This window comes from Aeromonas bivalvium (genome assembly GCF_046078285.1).
GTDB classification, from domain to species: Bacteria; Pseudomonadota; Gammaproteobacteria; order Enterobacterales; family Aeromonadaceae; genus Aeromonas; species Aeromonas bivalvium.
The window spans coordinates 86963-105768 of sequence record NZ_JBGXBV010000006.1 but is presented as its reverse complement, the minus strand read 5'-3'; the positions used below and the strand labels follow the sequence as shown (position 1 = coordinate 105768).

The window sequence follows — 18806 nt, the reverse complement described above, 5'->3', positions numbered from 1 at the left end:
TCATGATTGGGCAAACCGGGCCATCAGGCGTAGGCGATGGCGCCCTTGCCCACCCCTTCATAGGCCACCACCTTGACCAGCTTGTCTCCCACCATCCCCTTCACTTCCCGGGCGATGTAGCAGGCCAGCAGCTCTATGGTGGTGTCCGTGTCTATCATCTCCACCTCGGCGACCGGCATGGCAAGCTGGAACAGGCCCTGGGGCGCCACGTACTTGAAGCCGATGTGGCCGCTCCCCAGCAGGGGGGCGGCAACGGCACTCAGGGCCAGCTCGGTCAGGGGCACCTCATCGTCGGCGGTGCCGAGGTAGATATCGGCCCAGCGCTCGGCCCAGTCAAGCTCCAGCTCCTGGTCGCGCGCCCCGTCCACCTCGATCTCGATGGGGGAGCGGTGGCCGTGGGCGATGCGCTGGCAGTTGCCGTCGTGCTTCTTGAGGCCGTGGCTGTAGTGATAGAAGGCGCCAGCAATGGCTTCGTGACGCAGGGTCAGCGACAGATCCTTGATGTTGCCGGGCAGCTCCCTGGCCAGCACCCCCAGCAGATAGCGGGTCACCGACTCCTTGTCCACCTGGGTGCCGGGGATGAAGGCGAACGCCTGCTCCGGACAGCGCAGGTGGATGGATTTGTCCTGGCGCAGCAGATCGACACAGGTCTCGTCGCCGGACAAGGACTCGATACGTACCATGGCATTGTCCGTCGGCACCAGCAGCTTGTGATCCACCTCGCGGTCGATGATCGCCTTGATGAGCTTCTTCACCCGGCCAAAGTCCAGCAGCATGCTCATCTCGTTGAGCTCGCCACTCATTTCCACGTCCACCAGCCAGCTCTCCCCCACCATGCCACGGCGTTCGCACAGATAGCTGGAGTCGATCACGGTCAAATCTCTTACAAATAACTTCATCACTCAGGCCTTGCTACAGAGTAGGGACAGATTGCGCTATTATGACCCGCGATCACAGACAAAGGAACTGGACCCGCCATGAACACACTGCTTATCAAGAACGCTACCCTGGTCAACGAAGGGCGCATCTACGCCTCCGATGTGCTGATCGAAGGGGAGCGGATCAAACGGATCGCCCCCCACATAGAGGCGCCGGACGCCATGGTGATCGATGGCACCGGTCGCCACCTGATCCCGGGCATGATCGACGATCAGGTCCATTTTCGTGAACCGGGCCTGACCCACAAGGGCACCATCGCCAGCGAATCCCGGGCCGCCGTGGCCGGTGGCACCACCAGCTTCATGGAGATGCCCAACGTCAATCCCCAGACCACCACCATCGACGCCCTCGAAGCCAAATACCAGATCGCCGCCAACTCCGCCGCCGCCAACTACAGCTTCTATCTGGGTGCCACCAACGACAACCTGGAAGAGATCAAGAAGCTCGATCCCAAGCAGTCCTGCGGCATCAAGATCTTCATGGGGGCCTCGACCGGCAACATGCTGGTGGACAACCAGGAGACACTGGCGGCCATCTTCCGCGAGAGCCCGGTGATGATAGTCACCCACTGCGAGGACACCCCCTCCATCAAGGTGCTCGAAGACGAGGCCCGCGCCAAGTGGGGCGAGGATGTGCCCATGCGCGAGCACGGCCGCATCCGCAGCGCCGACGCCTGCTACAAATCCTCCAGCATGGCGGTCTCCCTGGCCAAGCAGTACGGCGCCAAGCTGCACGTGCTGCACCTGACCACGGCGAAAGAGCTCTCCTTGTTCACCGCCACCCCGGATCTGAAGGATCTCAAGGACAAGAACATCACCGCCGAGGTGTGCGTCCACCATCTGTTCTTCAACGAGGCGGACTACGACACCCTGGGCAGCCAGATCAAGTGCAACCCGGCGGTGAAGAGCGCCGCCGACCAGCACGCCCTGCTGGATGCGGTGCGCAACGACGTGCTCGACATCATCGCCACCGACCACGCCCCCCACACCTGGGAAGAGAAGCAGAACAGCTACTTCAAGGCGCCGTCCGGCGTGCCCCTGGTGCAGCACTCCCTGCAGGCGCTGCTGGAGCTCTATCACAACGGCATCTTCAGCCTGGAAACCATCGTCAAGAAGACCTCCCATGCGGTGGCCGAGCGCTTCCAGGTGCAGGATCGCGGCTACATCCGGGAAGGCTACTTCGCCGACCTGGTGCTGCTTGATCTGGGCAAGCCCTATGTGGTCAACGACGACAATCTGCTCTACCTGTGCGGCTGGTCCCCGTTCAACGGTTACCGCTTCCAGAGCACCATAGAAATGACCCTGGTCAATGGCCAGATCGCCTGGCAGAACGGTCAGGTCACCGACCAGGTATTGGGCAAGCGACTGACCTTCAACCGCTGAGACGGGCAACCGCAGCCAGAGCGCCATGATTGAGATGACCCTGGTCAATGGCCAGATAGCTTGGCAGAACGGTCAGGTCACCGATCAGGTATTGGGCAAGCGGCTTACCTTCAACCGCTGAGACAGGCAACCGCAGCCAGAGCGCCATGATTGAGATGACCCTGGTCAATGGCCAGATAGCCTGGCAGAACGGTCAGGTCACCGATCAGGTATTGGGCAAGCGACTGACCTTCAACCGCTGATCCTGTCATCGCGGATACCAGACGGCCACCCACAGGGTGGCCGTTTTTTGGCCGCAAGGCCCGAAAAATAGCGCCAATACGGGCATTTGCTCGCACTTTGATCCGAAGTTGCCCACAAAGCAGGCAAACGATCTCACGGTGTGATTTCCCCTGTTGACAGGATAGGGGCATCTCCATAAACTCAGCCCCCGTCAGCCAAGCTGACGCAGTCGGCGTGTAGCGCAGCCAGGTAGCGCACTGTCATGGGGTGTCAGGGGTCGGAGGTTCGAATCCTCTCACGCCGACCATCATTCCCCGAGAAAAGGCCCAGTCAGTGACTGGGCCTTTTCTTTATCCGTATTCCTGCCTCGTCGGTGCGGGCCGACGGCTCTCTGCCCGCCCATTCCCGGGTCATTCCCACGCCAGCCCGGTTGACCGTCAGACCCTGACTTGCCCATGGTCCTTCCCTGTGTTTTGATCGGCCTATCTCACCGCCCCGAGGCCAGATCCATGTTCGTCAGACTCCTGCTGCTCTGCGCCCTGCTGCTGGCGGGCTGCGCCACCCCCTATGACAGCAAACCCTCCCTCTGGGGCGGCCAGACCGGTTTTTCACAGAGCCAGATAGGCCCGGATCGCTGGCAGATAGAGTTTGTTGGCAACGATCTGGTGAGCCGGGAGACGGCGCGCAAGTATGTGCTCAAGCGCGCCGGGGAGCTGGCCCTGGCCCAGGGTTATGGCTGGGTCGAGGTGATGAGTCTGGACATAGTGCGCGATGCGGTGCGCGCCACCCCCCGTCGCCCCCAATTCGGGTTCGACCGCTATGAGCCCGACACCTTCATGGAGCAACTTCACGTGGAGCACCGCATCTCGGCCCTGCTGATCCTGCGCCTCGCCCATCGCCAGCAGGGGGACGAGGCACTGTCAGCCGCCTATCTCGCCAGGATCGCGACCGACTAGCATAAATCACTACCATATTAATAAATGGCATATCGAATACACCTAAGACCAGCGATAAAAGTGTGATATGGCGCTAGATTTCACCCCGTCCTTTGGGCATGCTGCGCCCATGGCTCGCCCTATCTGGCGATCCGGCCCGGCTGTCGTGGCACGCGCCACCCCATCCCGACTCCTTGCGCTGCGCGGATCTCTCCCCATGAAACTGAACAAGCTGACTCTCGCCATCCTGACTGCCATGCTGCTTGGCATCGCCACCGGTCAGGGCTACCGCCTCTTTGCCCCGGATCAGGCCCCTGCCTTTGCAGGCAACATCACCCTGCTCACCGACATCTTCCTGCGTCTCATCAAGATGATCATCGCCCCCCTGGTGTTCACCACCCTGGTGGTCGGCATCGCCAAGATGGGCGACACCCGCACCGTGGGCCGGATCGGCGCCAAGACCCTGGGCTGGTTCATGCTCGCCTCCCTGATGTCCCTCTCCCTTGGGCTGCTCATGGTTACCCTGATGCAGCCGGGCAGCGGTCTCTCCCTGCCCCTGCCTCCCGAGTCCGCCAGCAGCGGCCTCGCCACCACCAGCCTGGGCCTGCGCGACTTCATCGCCCACGCCATCCCGAAAAGCGTGGTCGAGGCCATGGCCAACAACGAGATCCTGCAGATAGTGGTGTTTTCCCTCTTCTTCGGGCTGGCCGCCGCCGCCCTGGGGGATGCCGCCAAGCCGGTGGTGATGCTGCTGGCAAGCAGTGCCGAGATCATGCTCAAAGTCACCGGCTACGTGATGAACTTCGCCCCCTTCGCCGTGTTCGCGGCCATCGCCGCCATGGTCGCCAGGGAGGGGCTCGCCATCCTCGCCACCTATGGCAGTTTCATGGCCCAGTTCTACCTGGCCCTCGGTTGCCTCTGGCTGCTGCTCATCGCCATGGGCAGCCTCTTCATCCGCCGCCGCACCCTGGCCCTGCTGGCCCTGATCCGCGAGCCCGTGCTGCTCGCCTTCTCCACCGCCAGCTCAGAGGCGGCCTATCCCAAGACCCTGGATAGGCTGGAGAAGTTCGGCTGCGACAAACGCATCGCCAGCTTCGTGCTGCCCATGGGCTACTCCTTCAACCTGGATGGCTCCATGATGTACTGCACCTTCGCGGTGATGTTCATCGCCCAGGCCTACGGCATAGATCTCTCCTTCGCACAGCAGATCACCATGCTGCTGCTGCTCATGGTCACCTCCAAGGGGATGGCCGGGGTGCCGCGCGCCTCCCTGGTGGTGATCGCCGCCACCCTCAACCAGTTCCATATCCCGGAGGCCGGTGTCTTGCTGCTGCTCGGCATAGACCACTTCCTCGACATGGGCCGCTCCGCCACCAATGTGCTGGGCAACGCCATCGCCGCCTGTGTGGTGGCCAGGACCGAAGAGAGCCTGGGTGACAGCGCGCCGCTGGGCGAGGTGGATACCGCCAAGGCGTGAGCCCGATATCCTCCAGGCAGAAGACACCAACAGAGCGGGCCGTGTTATTGTCTGCGAGTGGGTGGCAGCCTCAGCACCAGCGGCGCACCCGCCTGCAGTAGTCCAGATATGGCTCGCCAAAGCGCGCCCGCAGGGCCCGCTCCTCGGGCACGATTTGAAAGCGGGTGAGCCAGCCCCACAGCAGCAGGGGTCCGATCCAGACCCAGGCGCCCCCGAGATAACAGGCCAGCGCCATCATCCAGCAGAGCAGCCCCAGGTACATGGGATTGCGACTGAGCCCATAGAGCCCTGTGGTCACCAGGGCCGTGGCCCGCTCCGGGCGCATCGGGCTGACGCTGGTGCCATGGCGACGAAAGCGCAGCAGAGCGCCAAACCCGAACACGCAGCCGAGCAGCGTCAGCAACAGGGCCGCCACCGGCCACCCTTCCCCGCCGCCGCTCCCCAGCACCATCCCCAGTGCCACCACACCAGACAGCAGCACGGGCGGCACGCGACACTCCAACGATCTCATCTCTCATCTCCCAAGAGACGTGCCACAAAGGGCACCATACGGTACACTCCCATTCGGGTCGAGTTACCCACTAACTAGATATAAATCAATAAGAAGGCATCGATGGCCAGGCCACTGATGCCAGGAACGGATCTCGGGGGAACCCGTTGTTCCCCCAGCCTTGCCTCAACATAACAGGACACCCCATGAATCAGAAAACCCTGCTCGCTACCCTGATCTTTGGCCTGCTGGCCGGTCAGGCCACTGCCGCTCCCTACCTGCCCCAGGCCAGCGACCTGCGCAGTGGCGAGGTACAGACCGCCGCCAACGCCTGGCTGGAGGTAGATCTGGGTGCGTTTGAGCACAACCTCCAGACCCTCAAGACCCGCCTCGGCGACAAGGGGCCGCAGATCTGCGCCATCATGAAGGCGGACGCCTATGGTCACGGCATCGATCTGCTGGTCCCCTCCGTGGTCAAGGCGGGCATCCCCTGCATCGGCATCGCCAGCAATGAAGAGGCCCGCGTGGCCCGCGAGAAGGGCTTCACCGGCCGCCTGATGCGGGTGCGCGCCGCCACCCCGGATGAAGTCGAGCAGGCCCTGCCCTACCGGCTGGAAGAGCTGGTGGGCAGCCTGGTGAGCGCCCAGGGGATCTCCGACATCGCAGTGCGTCACAACACCCGGATCCCGGTGCACATCGGCCTCAACTCCGCCGGCATGAGCCGCAACGGCATCGACCTGAGAGCCGAGGACGCCAAGGGCGAGGCCCTCTCCATGCTGGCCCTCAAGGGGATCACCCCGGTCGGCATCATGACCCACTTCCCGGTGGAGGAGAAAGAGGACGTCAAGCTGGGGCTGGCCCAGTTCAAGCTGGACACCCAGTGGCTCATCGAGGCAGGCAAGCTGGATCGCAACAAGTTGACCATTCACGCCGCCAACTCCTTCGCCACCCTGGAAGTGCCGGAAGCCTACTTTGACATGGTGCGCCCGGGCGGCATCATCTATGGCGATACCATCCCCTCCTACACCGAATACAAGAAGGTGATGGCGTTCAAGACCCAGGTCGCCTCGGTGAACCACTACCCGGCGGGCAACACAGTCGGTTATGACCGCACCTTCACTCTCAAGCGCGATTCCCTGCTCGCCAACCTGCCCCTGGGGTACTCCGACGGCTATCGCCGGGCGCTGAGCAACAAGGCCTATGTGCTGATCCAGGGCCAGAAGGTGCCCGTGGTGGGCAAGACCTCCATGAACACCGTCATGGTGGACGTGACCGACATCAAGGGGGTCAAGCCCGGTGACGAGGTGGTGCTGTTCGGTCGCCAGGGAGAGGCCGAGGTGAAGCAATCTGATCTGGAAGAGTACAACGGCGCCCTGCTGGCGGACATGTACACCATCTGGGGCTACACCAATCCCAAGAAGATCAAGCACTAAACAAATTTCTGCGATGAAAAAGGGCTCCCGAGGGAGCCCTTGTTGTCTGTGTCTACACCGTCTTCTGGTCGATTACCTTCTTGCGGGTCACCCAGAGGCTGAGCCCCATGGAGCTGACCAGGGTCAACACCACCACGCCGAGGGTGATATACCACGCGGGATCTTGCGCCAATCCAGCCAAACGACCTTACGCCAGCTTCTTGCGGGTCACCCAGAGGCTGAGTCCCATGGAGCTGACCAGGATCAGGGCCACCACGCCAAGAGCGATGCCGGTCGGTATCTTGAAGATATCCAGCAGCAGCATCTTGACCCCGATGAACATCAGGATGCAGGCCAGGCCGTATTTGAGCAGGGCGAAACGCTCGGCCACGCCGGCCAGCAGGAAATACATGGCCCTCAGCCCCATGATGGCGAAGATGTTGGAGGTGAGCACGATGAAGGGATCCGTGGTCACCGCGAAGATGGCCGGGATGCTGTCCACCGCGAAGATGAGATCGCTCACCTCCACCAGCACCAGGATAAGCAGCAAGGGGGTGGCGTAGCGCACCCCGTCACGCCAGACGAAGAACTTCTCCCCTTCCAGGGTCTCGGTCACCTTGAAACGGCGCCGCATCCAGCCCAGCAGGGCGTTGTTCTCCAGATCCGGCTCCTGGTCCGCCGCCCACAGCATCTTGGCGCCGGTCAGCAGCAGGAAGGCACCGAACAGGTAGAGGATCCAGTGGAACTGCTCGATGAGCCAGCTGCCCGCGAACACCATGCCGGCCCGCATCACGATGGCCCCCAGCACCCCGTACAGCAGCACCCTGCGCTGCAGCTCGGCCGGGATGGCAAAGTAGCCAAACAGCATCAGCCAGACGAAGACGTTGTCCACCGCCAGCGCCTTCTCGATGAGGTAACCCGAGAGAAACTCCAACCCCTTCTGGTTCGCCATCTCCCGCCCCAGGTGCAGGTCGGCCCAGTACCAGATGGCCAGATTGAACAGCAGGGCCACGCTGACCCAGACGAGGGACCAGGCCCCCGCCTCCTTGAGGGAGACCTTGTGGGATCTGCCACCTCCCACGAACCGCAAATCGACCCAGAGCAGGGTCAATACCAGGGCGAAGAACCCCGACCACATCCACCATTCACCCATCTTCAGCTCTCCTTGAAACGACAAAACCCACGACCGGGAGGCGTGGGTTTGCGTTTGGAGCAGATACACCTTGCCTCTCGGCAAGGTCTCACTTACAGCCGATTGCCATCGACTGCCCGGGTGCCGGGTGGCTTGCTGTGCAAACACACCGTAATGACGACAGACCGGCGAGAAGTTACTCCCCTTGTGGGGCGGATGGTAACAGCCTCGAACGGCGGCGCCAAGGCGCATCTTCACTCAGCCACAAAAAAGAGGGGCGCCCGACGGGCGCCCCCTGGCAGAGCCCTGGCCTCAGAGCGGATCCACTTTCAGGCAGGAGACGGCGTGATCGAAGTTGCCCTCGAGCACGGGCCGGGTCTTGGCACATTCGGGGCCCGCCACCGGGCAGCGGGTGCGAAACACGCAGCCGGACGGCGGATTCATGGGGGACGGCAGATCCCCCTCCAGGATCTGAATGACCTTGCTACGCTCGAGATCCGGATCCGGGATGGGCACCGCCGACATCAGGGCCCGGGTGTAGGGATGCAGGGGATTGGCGTAGATCTCCTTGCCCTTGCCAAGCTCCACCGCATTGCCCAGATACATCACCAGCACCCGATCCGAGATGTGCTTGACCACAGACAGGTCGTGGGCGATGAAGATGAGGGACAGCCCCATCTCCTTCTGGATGGACTTGAGCAGGTTGACCACCTGGGCCTGGATGGAGACATCCAGCGCCGAGACCGGCTCGTCGCAGATGATCATCTTGGGCTCGAGGATCAGCGCCCTGGCGATGCCGATACGCTGGCACTGACCGCCCGAGAACTCATGGGGATAGCGGTTCACCAGGTTGGGCAAGAGGCCCACCTTGGTCATCATGGCCCGCACCCGGTTCTCCACCTCCGCCTTGGGGAGCCTGGGGTAGAAGGTGATCAGGGGCTCGGCGATGATGTCGCCTATGGTCATGCGCGGATTCAAGGAGGCCAGCGGGTCCTGGAAGATCATCTGGATCTCCTTGCGCTTTTCGCGCAGGGCGTTCTGTTCGAGCTTGGTCAGATCCTGGCCCAGCCACACCACCTTGCCGTCGGTGGCCGGCACCAGGCCTATCAGGGCCCGGGCGAAGGTGGACTTGCCGCAGCCGGACTCCCCCACCACACCGAGGGTCTCCCCCTCGTACAGGCGCAGGGTCACCCCGTCCACCGCCTTGAGGGTGGAGGGCTTGGCCCAGGGCCAGGCCTTGTCGCTCTTGATGCTGAAGTGGACCTTGAGGTCGGACACTTCCAGCAGCAGTTTCTTGTCGGTACCCATTTAGTTCACTCCCTTGACCATGGCATCGGACACCCAGTGGCACGCACGGGTGCGGCCGTCGTTGAAGGGCAGCAGGCGCGGCGACTCCTGGCCGCAGCGCTCGTGCGCGCGGTGGCATCGCTCCTGGAAGGGGCAGCCTTTGGGCAGACGCAGCAGGTTGGGCGGGTTGCCCGGGATGGTGGGCAATATCTCCCCCTCGGTATCGAGACGGGGAATGGCTCGCAGCAAGCCTTCGGTATAGGGGTGGCTCGGGCGATAGAAGATGTCGTTCACCCGGCCGTACTCCATGGTGCGCCCGGCATACATCACCAGCACCTTGTCGCAGATACCGGCCACCACGCCCAGATCATGGGTGATCATGATGATGGAGGTATTGAACTCGCGCTTGAGCTCGTTCATCAGGGTCATTATCTGGGCCTGCACCGTCACGTCCAGCGCCGTGGTCGGCTCGTCGGCGATGAGCAGCTGGGGTCGGCACAGCAGTGCCATGGCGATCATCACCCGCTGGCGCATGCCGCCGGAGAACTCGTGGGGGTACATGTTCATGCGCTGGCGCGACTCTGGGATCTTCACCGCGTCCAGCATGCGCACCGACTCCTCGAACGCCGCCGCCTTGGTCACCCCCTTGTGCAGCATCAGCACTTCCATCAGCTGATCCTTCACCTTCATGTAGGGGTTGAGCGAGGTCATGGGGTCCTGGAAGATCATGGCGATCTTCTCGGAGCGGATCTTGTTGAGCTTGGCTTCCGGGAGATTGAGTATCTCCTCCCCCTGAAACCTGGCCGAGCCGGTGATGATGCCGTTCTTGGCCAGCAGCCCCATGATGGCGAACGCGGTCTGGGACTTGCCCGAACCGGACTCGCCGACGATGCCGAGGGTCTCGCCTGCCGCCAGGGAGAAGTTGAGGTCGTTCACGGCCACCACGTTGCCGTCCGGGGTCTTGAACTCGACCCGCAGATCTTTTACATCCAGTAAATTCATCTAAAAATTCCTTATCGATCGCTCGTGATGCTTGCCTGACCAGTCCGCTGGCGCCGCGCGCTCAGCGGATGGGTCTTGTGGCGCCCTGGGGTCTTGTCGGGCCCTTGGCGCCTTACCGATCCTTTGCCGTCTTATCGATCCTTTGGATCGAGGGCATCACGCAGACCGTCCCCGAGGAAGTTGAAGCAAAACAGGGTCACCACCATGAAACCGGCGGGGAAGAGGAGTTGCCAGATGGCCACTTCCATCGACTTGGAGCCTTCATCCAGCAGGGCCCCCCAGCTGGTCATGGGCTCTTGTACCCCCAGACCCAGGAAGCTCAGGAAGGATTCGAACATGATCATCCCGGGCACCAGCAGGGTGGCGTAGACCGCCACGATGCCCAGCACGTTGGGCACGATATGACGGGTGATGATTTTCCACTTGGAGACACCGCACACATGGGCCGCCTCGATGAACTCCTTGCTCTTGAGGCTCAGGGTCTGGCCGCGGACGATCCGCGCCATGTCGAGCCAGCTCACCGCGCCGATGGCGATGAAGATGAGCGCCAGATTGCGACCGAAGAAGGTCACCAGCATGATGACGAAGAACATGAAGGGGAAGGCGTTGAGGATCTCCAGCACCCGCATCATCAGGCTGTCGACGCGACCGCCGATAAAGCCGGAGGCGGCGCCGTACAGGGTACCTATGATGACGGCCACCAGGGCCCCCATGATGCCGACCATCAGGGAGATGCGCCCGCCCAGCAGGGTTCGCACGAACAGGTCGCGCCCCAGGCTGTCGGTACCGAACCAGTGGCCCGTCTCCATGTCTGGGGCTGCCTGCATGGCGCCCCAGTCCGGATCGTCGAAGGTGTATTGGGACAGGTGCGGCCCGACGATCACCGCCAGCCCAATGAAGGTGAGAATGATGAGACTCACCAGTGCGGCCCTGTTGCGCAGGAAACGGCGGCGGGCATCCTTCCACAGGGAACGCCCCTCCACCACTTCCACTTGTTGCGCGAACGCCTCGACGGCTTCGCGTTTCTCAGTTGTGACAACCATGATGTACTCCCGGCTTAGTAACGGATCTTGGGATCGATGAAGGCATAGAGAATATCGACCACGGCGTTAAAGGTGATGGTCAAGGCGCCGACCAGAATGGTCAGGCCGAGCACCATGGAGTAATCACGGTTCAGCGCTCCGTTGACGAACAGCTGGCCAATCCCCGGCAGGCCGAAGATGGTCTCGATCACCACGGAACCTGTGATGATGCCGACAAAGGCCGGTCCCAGATAGGAGACCACCGGCAGCATGGCCGGGCGCAGGGCGTGCTTGAGGATGATGTGGCGCAGGGGCAGGCCCTTGGCACGGGCGGTGCGGATGAAGTTGGAGTTCATGGTCTCTATCATGCTGCCACGCATGATGCGGGAGATGGCGGAGATGTAGTACATCATCATGCCGAACACCGGCAGCACCATGAACTGCACCCCGCCCCCCTGCCAGCCACCGGCCGGGAACCAGCCCAGATAGATGCTGAAGAAGAGCACCAGCAAGGGCGCCAGCACGAAGCCGGGTATCACCACCCCGGCCATGGCCGACGACATCAGCAGATAGTCGATGAGGGTGTTCTGTTTCAAGGCCGCTATGGTGCCGAAGGTGACCCCCAGCAGGACCGCAAACAGGAAGGCGAAGGCCCCTATCTTGGCGGAGACCGGCAGGGCCTGGCTCACCAGATCATTGACCGAGAAATCCTTGTATTTGAACGAAGGCCCCAAGTCACCTTGAACCAGGTTGCCCAGGTAGGTGAGGTATTGGGTGCCGATGGGTTTGTCCAGGCCGTACTTGGCCTCTATGTTCGCCAGCACTTCCGGCGGCAATGCCCGTTCGCTGGTAAAGGGGTTACCGGGGGCGAAGCGCATCATGAAGAAGGAGACGGTGATCAGGACCAGCAGGGTCGGGATCGCTTCCAACAGACGTTTGAGGATGAATTTCAACATAGACATTTCCTGTCCTGTACTGCTTCCAAAGGGTCGCGGTTTTAATTTAGGCCCGCGCCGTGGCGGGCCTGCTTGTTATGCGACTTGTTTCTTTACTCAGTGAGCAACGACATACATGTCTTTGCTGTAGAGGTTGTCGAGCGGGTTGGCCGGGTAGCCGCCCACGTAGGGCTTGACCATGCGGGCCGTCACGTACTGATAGATGGGGGCGATGGGCATGTCCTTGGCCAGGATCTCTTCGGCCTGGGCATAGAGCTTGTTGCGGGACGCATCGTCGACCTGATCCCGCGACTCGTCCATCAGCTTGTCGAACGTCGGATTGGAGTATTTGCCGTCGTTGTTGCCGTGGGTGGTCTGCATCAGATCCAGCATGGAAGAGGCTTCGTTGTAGTCCGCAATCCAGCCGCGGCGGGCCACATCGAACTGCCCCTGCTTGAGGGTCTCAAGGTAGGTCTTCCACTCCTGGTTCACCAGGCTCACCTGCACGCCGAGTTTCTTCCACATGGAGGCGACGGCCACGGCCACCTTCTTGTGGTTGTCGTCGGTGTTGTAGAGCAGCTCGAACTTGAGCGGGTTGCCCGGGCCATAACCGGCCTCGGCCAGCAGGGCCTTGGCCTTGGCATCAAGCTCGGCCTGGCTCAGCTTGGACCACTCGGGCGCCACCGGTTTGAAGCCGTCCACGAAGTCAGGCACCAGGGCATAGCTCGGAGTCTGGCCCTGCCCCATCACCTTGTCGGCGATCACGTTGCGATCGATGGCGTAGGTGAGGGCGGTACGCACCCGGGCGTCGTCATAGGGTTTGCGCTTGGTGTTGAAGGTGTAGTAGTAGGTGCCCACATAACCGGTCACCTTCAGCTCATCGGGCTTCTCTTTCTTCATCTGCTTGAAGCGTTCGATGGGCATCTGATAGGTCATGTCCACTTCACCGGCCAGATAGCGGTTCAGCTCGGCGTTGGTGGACTGGATCGGCAGATAGGTCACCTTGTTGATGACGGTCTTGGCGTTGTTCCAGTAGTGGGGGTTGCGCTCCACATCGACCCGCTCGTTGACCACCCAGTCTTTCAGCTGGTAGGCACCGTTGGAGACCATGTTGCCGGGCTGGGTCCACTTGTCACCAAACTGCTCGATCACCTTCTTCGGAACCGGATAGGTGGTGGTGTGGGAGAGCATGCTGACGAAGTAAGGGATCGCTTTTTCCAGCTGCACCTCGAAGGTGTGATCATCGACCGCCTTCACCCCTAGGGTGTCGGCCGGCTTCTTGCCCGCGATGATCTCGCTGGCGTTGACTATGGTCGGGATCTCCATGTACCAGGAGTAGGGAGAACCCGTCTTGGGATCCACCGCCCGCTGGAAGGCGAAGACGAAGTCATGGGCGGTGACGGGATCCCCGTTGGACCACTTGGCATCCTTGCGCAGGTGGAACACGAAGTGTTTGTTGTCCTTGGTCTCCCAGGATTCGGCGACGCCGGGCAGCACTTCACCCTTGGGGCCCGAGCTGACCAGACCTTCGAACAGGTCACGTTGAATATTGGATTCGACCGTTCCTTCGGTCTTGTGCGGGTCCAGGGTGGCGGGCTCGGAGCCATTGCCTTTGACCAGGACCTGCTCGGGGGCAAGCTTGGTACCGGCGGGAACATCGGCGGCGTGGGCCTGGGAGGCTCCGCCGAATAGCGCGGCCAACAAAAGGGTATTAATCATTGTTTTTTTATGAGTCATTTCCATTACTCCAACAAGAACATTCCATGCGTTCGTTCGTAATGCGAGCCGAGGCACGCAGTCAGCATAATTCCCTGTCATTTCTGATAATGCAATAGATAGCTTCAGGGCAGACACGCGAGTTTGGTCAAATAAACAACTTTCAGCGAATTATTCAGCATTTAAATAGGCTGTAACGGTGCTTTTATATACAAAAGCCGCTCGATTCTAGGAAATGGTTCCAGAAAAAGAAACAACAAAAAGCCGGTCACAGGGACCGGCTACGACAAAACAGACTCACTTCACATCAAACTGGGAAAGACCCCCTTGATCCCCGCCACCATGATCTCGATGCCAAGGGACATCATGATGAGGCCCATGATCCGGGTCACCACGTTGATGCCGGTATTGCCCATCAGCTTGAACAGCAAGGGGGCCGCTCGGAAGATGAGCCAGGAGCAGAAAGAGAAGACCACCACCACCAGAGACATGCCGAGCAGCTGCTGCCAGTGGCTCTGGCTGGCATAGACGATGACCGAGGAGATGGCCCCTGGCCCCGCCATCAGCGGCAGTGCCAGGGGCACCACGGCAATGGATTCACGGGCCGCCAGTTCACCCTTCTCCTGCTTGTTGTGTTTCACCTCCCCCAGCTTGCCCTGCAGCATGGACCAGGCGATCAGGGTGATGAGCGAGCCCCCTGCGATGCGAAATGACGCGAGCGAGATGCCGAAACCGTCGAGGATCAGCTGCCCCATGTACATGGCCACCAGCAAGATCACCATGACGGCGATATTGGCCGTGGTATTGGTCTTCATTCGCTCGGACGGAGTCTGGTGATTGGTCAGGCTGACGAAGACCGGCAGCAGACCAAGGGGGTTGATGATGGCGATAAGACCAATGAAGAACTTCAGATACAGCGAGAAATCGATGTCAGCCACGGATGTCATCCACACAGGAGCGGCCACAAGGCCGGGGTAATAAATTGTGCGTAAATTTACCCCATTGCGAGTAGGGTCACCAATCAAATAATTTCAGGCTGAAGGGGGCTCTCCAGTTAGTTCCTCTAATGTGTTATCGAATTTCGACACGATCGTTTGTTAAAAAAACATTGTGGTGAATTAACATTTTGATAAACTCCTTTCGAGCTTTATCTCGCCATGGATCCTGGCGGCAATATTTCATCTCATGAAAAGAGGAGTTTGCAATGATAGATACGGACATCACGCTGGATTGGCAACTCGATACCCTGCCGGCGGAGCAGGTTGCCACCCTGACGCGGTTTTTCGGACAGCTCCCGGTCGATCCCTATATCGACGGCGATTTTCGCCGCCGCCGCTATGGCCGCTTCGAGAAACAGGGCCAGGGCTTTCACCGCCTCGACAATGGCGTCTTCTTCCAGGCCGCCGCCATCAACAAGTTCCTCGGAGATGTGCCGCGCACCTATGCCGATCTGGTGCCCGCCTTCGCCGAGCATGACGCCTTCCAGGCCATGCTGGCCGCCTTCGTGCGCCACACCGCCCTGGCGGATGGCCGCGAGATAGGGGTACACCAGATGCGGATCTGCGCCGCCTCCGGCAGCGAGACCCCACCCGCCCCCGAGGGGGTGCATCAGGACGGCTTCGACTTCATCGGTGTCTTCTTCTGTGGCAGCCAGGGGGTCAGTGGCGGAGAACTTCAGCTCTATCATGGATTAAGGCAACCACCTTTTTTCCAACAAGCATTAACAACCGGCGAGTATCTGGTGCTCGACGATCGCCGTTTCTACCATAATGCGGCCCCCATCCTGCCTACCGAACAACAGGGACATTGGGATGTCGTCGTTTTAACTGCTTGATTTTAATGGCGTGAATGACCTTCACGCCCCCTTTTCTCCCGACATACCCCCTTCCCACAAGCCCGTAACATGCTCAAAACATGTATTGTGAAATAAAATTTCTTTTGTTCTTTTGTTACACATGATCCAGATCAAGCTTCGTCGGCGGGAGACGACCCATAATCGATACCGAAAGCAGTTCAGTAAGACGTGTAAATACCCCATAGGGGTCAAGTCGAACTTGACACGGCGACTATAATTGCCGGGCATTGCCAAGGTCTTACTAAACAGTTTTCAAAATCATCAGGAGATAAACATGGCAGTAACCAATTTGGCTGAACTGGATGCACTGGTCGCCCGCGTCAAGGAAGCCCAGCGTGAATTCGCCAGCTTCTCGCAAGAACAGGTAGACAAGATCTTCCGCGCCGCCGCCCTGGCCGCCAGCAATGCCCGTATCCCCCTGGCCCAGATGGCCGTGGAAGAGTCCGGTATGGGCATCATCGAAGACAAGGTCATCAAGAACCACTTCGCCTCCGAATACATCTACAACAAGTACAAAGAAGAGAAGACCTGCGGCATCCTCAGTGAAGATGACGAGATGGGTACCATCACCATCGCCGAGCCGGTAGGCATCATCTGCGGTATCGTACCGACCACCAACCCGACCTCCACTGCGATCTTCAAGTCCTTGATCTCCCTGAAGACCCGCAACGCCATCATCTTCTCCCCGCACCCCCGTGCCAAGAACTCCACCAATACCGCTGCCAAGCTGGTTCTGGATGCAGCCATTGCCGCCGGTGCGCCGAAAGACATCATCGGCTGGATCGATCAACCGACCGTTGAACTGTCCAACGCCCTGATGAAGCACAACGACATCAACCTGATCCTGGCCACCGGTGGCCCGGGCATGGTGAAAGCCGCCTACTCCTCCGGCAAGCCCGCCATCGGTGTGGGTGCCGGCAACGTTCCCGTCGTCATCGACGAAACCGCCGATGTGAAGCGCGCCGTCGCCTCCATCCTGATGTCCAAGACCTTCGACAACGGCGTGGTCTGTGCCTCCGAGCAGGCCGTCATCGTGGTCGATTCCATCTATGACCAGGTGAAAGAGCGTTTCGCGACCCACAACGGTTACGTGCTGACCAAGGAAGAAGCCGACAAGGTGCGCAAGGTCATCCTGATCAACGGTGCCATGAACGCCAACATAGTGGGCCAGCCTGCCACCAAGATCGCCGAAATGTCCGGCGTGACCGTGCCCCCCACCACCAAGATCCTCATAGGTGAAGGTCTGGAAGTGTGTGAAGAGGAAGAGTTCGCTCACGAGAAGCTCTCTCCGACGCTGGGTATGTTCCGTGCCAAGAACTTCGAAGAAGCCGTCGAGATGGCCTGCACCATGGTCAACCTGGGTGGTATCGGCCACACCTCCGGTCTGTATACCGACCAGGATCGCAACGCCGACCGCATCAAGTACTTCGGCGACAAGATGAAGACCGCCCGTATCCTGATCAACACCCCGACCACCCAGGGTGGTATCGGTGACCTGTACAACTTCGCCATCGCCCCGTCCCTGACCCTGGGTTGCGGTTCCTGGGGTGGTAACTCCATCTCCGAAAACGTGGGTCCCAAGCACCTGATCAACAAGAAGACAGTCGCAAAACGGGCAGAAAATATGCTGTGGCACAAACTTCCTAAATCCATCTACTTCCGTCGCGGCTCCCTGCCGATCGCCCTGGGCGACCTGGAAGGCAAGAAGCGCGCCCTGGTGGTCACCGACCGCTTCCTGTTCAACAACGGCTACGCCGACGAAGTGGTTCGCCTGCTCAAGGGCCTGTCGATGGAAGTGGAAGTCTTCTACGAAGTGGAAGCCGACCCGACCTTGTCCGTGGTGCGCAAAGGCGCCGAGATGGCCAACTCCTTCAAGCCGGACGTCATCGTCGCCCTGGGTGGTGGTTCCCCCATGGATGCCGCCAAGATCATGTGGGTCATGTACGAGCACCCGGACACCGCGTTCGAAGATCTCGCCATGCGCTTCATGGACATCCGCAAGCGTATCTACAAGTTCCCGAAAATGGGCGTCAAGGCCGAACTGGTTTGTATCACCACCACATCCGGTACCGGTTCTGAAGTGACCCCGTTTGCGGTCGTGACCGACGACGCCACCGGCATGAAGTACCCGCTGGCCGACTACGAGCTGACCCCGAACATGGCCATCGTCGATGCCAACCTGGTGATGGGCATGCCCAAGTCCCTGTGCGCCTTCGGCGGTATCGATGCCGTGACCCACGCCATGGAAGCCTATGTCTCCGTGCTGGCCAACGAGTACTCCGACGGTCAGGCGCTGCAAGCCCTGAAACTGCTCAAAGAGTACCTGCCCTCCAGCTATCAGAACGGTGCCAACGACCCGGTTGCCCGCGAGAAGGTGCACAACGCCGCCACCATCGCCGGCATCGCGTTCGCCAACGCCTTCCTGGGTGTGTGTCACTCCATGGCCCACAAGCTGGGTGCCGAGTTCCACATCCCGCACGGTCTGGCCAACGCCCTGCTGATCAGCAACGTCATCCGCTACAACGCGAACGACAACCCGACCAAGCAGACCGCGTTCTCCCAGTACGACCGTCCGCAGGCTCGCCGCCGTTACGCCGAAGTGGCCGACCATCTGGGTCTGACCGCCGCCGGTGACCGTACCGCCGCCAAGATAGAGAAGCTGCTGGTATGGCTGGACGAGCTGAAGGCCACCCTGGGGATCCCGGCCTCCATTCGCGAGGCGGGCGTGACCGAAGCCGACTTCCTGGCCAAGGTGGACCAGCTGGCCATCGAAGCCTTCGATGACCAGTGCACCGGCGCCAACCCGCGCTACCCGCTGATCAGCGAGCTCAAAGCCATCCTGATGGACACCTACTACGGCCGTCCCTTCAGCGAGGAGGCCCAGGTGGTCGCCAAGGTCGAGACCAAGGTTGAAGGTGGCAAGAAGAAAGCCAAGGCCTGATAAGCCGCCGCAGTGACCCAAAAGCCCGCGCCCATGCGCGGGCTTTTTGTTTGTCTATC

General features: G+C 60.7%; 15 protein-coding genes and 1 tRNA gene. 7 read left to right on the top strand and 9 right to left on the bottom strand.

The features are described from left to right. Positions 1-23: 23 nt before the first annotated feature. Positions 24-899: a 6-pyruvoyl trahydropterin synthase family protein gene (locus ACEUCR_RS14750; protein WP_041994916.1), complete on the bottom strand. Its 876-nt coding sequence runs from the start codon at positions 897-899 to the stop codon at positions 24-26. Positions 900-977: 78 nt separating this feature from the next. Between ACEUCR_RS14750 and ACEUCR_RS14745 the strand changes: the two genes are divergently transcribed. The 4 genes from ACEUCR_RS14745 to ACEUCR_RS14730 all read left to right on the top strand — a co-directional run bounded on the left by ACEUCR_RS14745 (position 978) and on the right by ACEUCR_RS14730 (position 4955). Beyond that, positions 978-2321: a dihydroorotase gene (locus tag ACEUCR_RS14745; protein WP_408791077.1), complete on the top strand. Its 1344-nt coding sequence runs from the start codon at positions 978-980 to the stop codon at positions 2319-2321. A 452-nt stretch (positions 2322-2773) separates the two neighbouring features. After that, positions 2774-2850: transfer RNA gene (locus ACEUCR_RS14740), tRNA-Pro, on the top strand. 202 nt (positions 2851-3052) lie between these two features. Beyond that, positions 3053-3499 carry a CC0125/CC1285 family lipoprotein gene (locus ACEUCR_RS14735; RefSeq protein WP_408791074.1) on the top strand — a complete coding sequence of 149 codons (447 nt, stop codon included), beginning with the start codon at positions 3053-3055 and terminating at the stop codon, positions 3497-3499. A gap of 196 nt (positions 3500-3695) precedes the next feature. Beyond that, positions 3696-4955, top strand: a complete 1260-nt coding sequence (locus tag ACEUCR_RS14730; RefSeq protein WP_408791071.1) for a dicarboxylate/amino acid:cation symporter — start codon at positions 3696-3698, stop codon at positions 4953-4955. Between the two features lie 70 nt (positions 4956-5025). On the opposite strand, the gene ACEUCR_RS14725 is transcribed toward ACEUCR_RS14730, so the two are convergent. After that, positions 5026-5466, bottom strand: coding sequence for a methyltransferase family protein (locus ACEUCR_RS14725; protein WP_111874496.1), 441 nt, complete (start codon positions 5464-5466; stop codon positions 5026-5028). Between the two features lie 185 nt (positions 5467-5651). Between ACEUCR_RS14725 and alr the strand changes: the two genes are divergently transcribed. Then, positions 5652-6878, top strand: a complete 1227-nt coding sequence (alr, locus tag ACEUCR_RS14720) for an alanine racemase (RefSeq protein ID WP_408791068.1) — start codon at positions 5652-5654, stop codon at positions 6876-6878. 187 nt (positions 6879-7065) lie between these two features. Here alr and ACEUCR_RS14715 read toward each other — a convergent pair whose 3' ends face one another. The 7 genes from ACEUCR_RS14715 to ACEUCR_RS14685 form a co-directional block, all read right to left on the bottom strand. Next, positions 7066-8010: a TerC family protein gene (locus tag ACEUCR_RS14715; protein WP_408747209.1), complete on the bottom strand. Its 945-nt coding sequence runs from the start codon at positions 8008-8010 to the stop codon at positions 7066-7068. A gap of 291 nt (positions 8011-8301) precedes the next feature. Then, positions 8302-9297: a murein tripeptide/oligopeptide ABC transporter ATP binding protein OppF gene (gene oppF, locus ACEUCR_RS14710; protein ID WP_041994931.1), complete on the bottom strand. Its 996-nt coding sequence runs from the start codon at positions 9295-9297 to the stop codon at positions 8302-8304. Continuing rightward, the gene (gene oppD / locus ACEUCR_RS14705; RefSeq protein WP_041994933.1) at positions 9298-10278 is read right to left on the bottom strand and encodes an ABC transporter ATP-binding protein; all 981 of its coding nucleotides are present in this window, start codon (positions 10276-10278) and stop codon (positions 9298-9300) included. Positions 10279-10409: 131 nt separating this feature from the next. Then, entirely contained in the window at positions 10410-11321 is a 912-nt protein-coding gene (oppC, locus tag ACEUCR_RS14700; protein WP_041994935.1) for an oligopeptide ABC transporter permease OppC, read from the bottom strand. Between the two features lie 14 nt (positions 11322-11335). Then, positions 11336-12256, bottom strand: a complete 921-nt coding sequence (gene oppB / locus ACEUCR_RS14695; RefSeq protein WP_041994937.1) for an oligopeptide ABC transporter permease OppB — start codon at positions 12254-12256, stop codon at positions 11336-11338. A gap of 96 nt (positions 12257-12352) precedes the next feature. Continuing rightward, entirely contained in the window at positions 12353-13972 is a 1620-nt protein-coding gene (locus ACEUCR_RS14690) for an ABC transporter substrate-binding protein (RefSeq protein WP_111874499.1), read from the bottom strand. A gap of 281 nt (positions 13973-14253) precedes the next feature. Beyond that, positions 14254-14889 carry a YchE family NAAT transporter gene (locus tag ACEUCR_RS14685; RefSeq protein ID WP_041994941.1) on the bottom strand — a complete coding sequence of 212 codons (636 nt, stop codon included), beginning with the start codon at positions 14887-14889 and terminating at the stop codon, positions 14254-14256. Between the two features lie 266 nt (positions 14890-15155). Here ACEUCR_RS14685 and ACEUCR_RS14680 point away from each other — a divergent pair, with 266 nt between their 5' ends. Continuing rightward, positions 15156-15785, top strand: a complete 630-nt coding sequence (locus tag ACEUCR_RS14680) for a 2OG-Fe dioxygenase family protein (protein ID WP_041994943.1) — start codon at positions 15156-15158, stop codon at positions 15783-15785. A 295-nt stretch (positions 15786-16080) separates the two neighbouring features. Next, entirely contained in the window at positions 16081-18747 is a 2667-nt protein-coding gene (adhE, locus tag ACEUCR_RS14675) for a bifunctional acetaldehyde-CoA/alcohol dehydrogenase (RefSeq protein WP_041994945.1), read from the top strand. The last annotated feature ends 59 nt before the right edge of the window (positions 18748-18806 follow it).

Excerpts from the sequence above, each read along its gene's own strand:
- ACEUCR_RS14730 (WP_408791071.1), top strand. The coding sequence starts at position 3,696 with ATGAAACTGAACAAGCTGACTCTCGCCATCCTGACTGCCATGCTGCTT.
- alr (WP_408791068.1), top strand. The coding sequence starts at position 5,652 with ATGAATCAGAAAACCCTGCTCGCTACCCTGATCTTTGGCCTGCTGGCC.
- ACEUCR_RS14745 (WP_408791077.1), top strand. The coding sequence starts at position 978 with ATGAACACACTGCTTATCAAGAACGCTACCCTGGTCAACGAAGGGCGC.
- oppD (WP_041994933.1), bottom strand. The coding sequence starts at position 10,278 with ATGAATTTACTGGATGTAAAAGATCTGCGGGTCGAGTTCAAGACCCCG.
- ACEUCR_RS14735 (WP_408791074.1), top strand. The coding sequence starts at position 3,053 with ATGTTCGTCAGACTCCTGCTGCTCTGCGCCCTGCTGCTGGCGGGCTGC.
- oppB (WP_041994937.1), bottom strand. The coding sequence starts at position 12,256 with ATGTTGAAATTCATCCTCAAACGTCTGTTGGAAGCGATCCCGACCCTG.
- adhE (WP_041994945.1), top strand. The coding sequence starts at position 16,081 with ATGGCAGTAACCAATTTGGCTGAACTGGATGCACTGGTCGCCCGCGTC.
- ACEUCR_RS14715 (WP_408747209.1), bottom strand. The coding sequence starts at position 8,010 with ATGGGTGAATGGTGGATGTGGTCGGGGTTCTTCGCCCTGGTATTGACC.
- ACEUCR_RS14690 (WP_111874499.1), bottom strand. The coding sequence starts at position 13,972 with ATGACTCATAAAAAAACAATGATTAATACCCTTTTGTTGGCCGCGCTA.
- oppF (WP_041994931.1), bottom strand. The coding sequence starts at position 9,297 with ATGGGTACCGACAAGAAACTGCTGCTGGAAGTGTCCGACCTCAAGGTC.
- oppC (WP_041994935.1), bottom strand. The coding sequence starts at position 11,321 with ATGGTTGTCACAACTGAGAAACGCGAAGCCGTCGAGGCGTTCGCGCAA.
- ACEUCR_RS14725 (WP_111874496.1), bottom strand. The coding sequence starts at position 5,466 with ATGAGATCGTTGGAGTGTCGCGTGCCGCCCGTGCTGCTGTCTGGTGTG.
- ACEUCR_RS14750 (WP_041994916.1), bottom strand. The coding sequence starts at position 899 with ATGAAGTTATTTGTAAGAGATTTGACCGTGATCGACTCCAGCTATCTG.
- ACEUCR_RS14680 (WP_041994943.1), top strand. The coding sequence starts at position 15,156 with ATGATAGATACGGACATCACGCTGGATTGGCAACTCGATACCCTGCCG.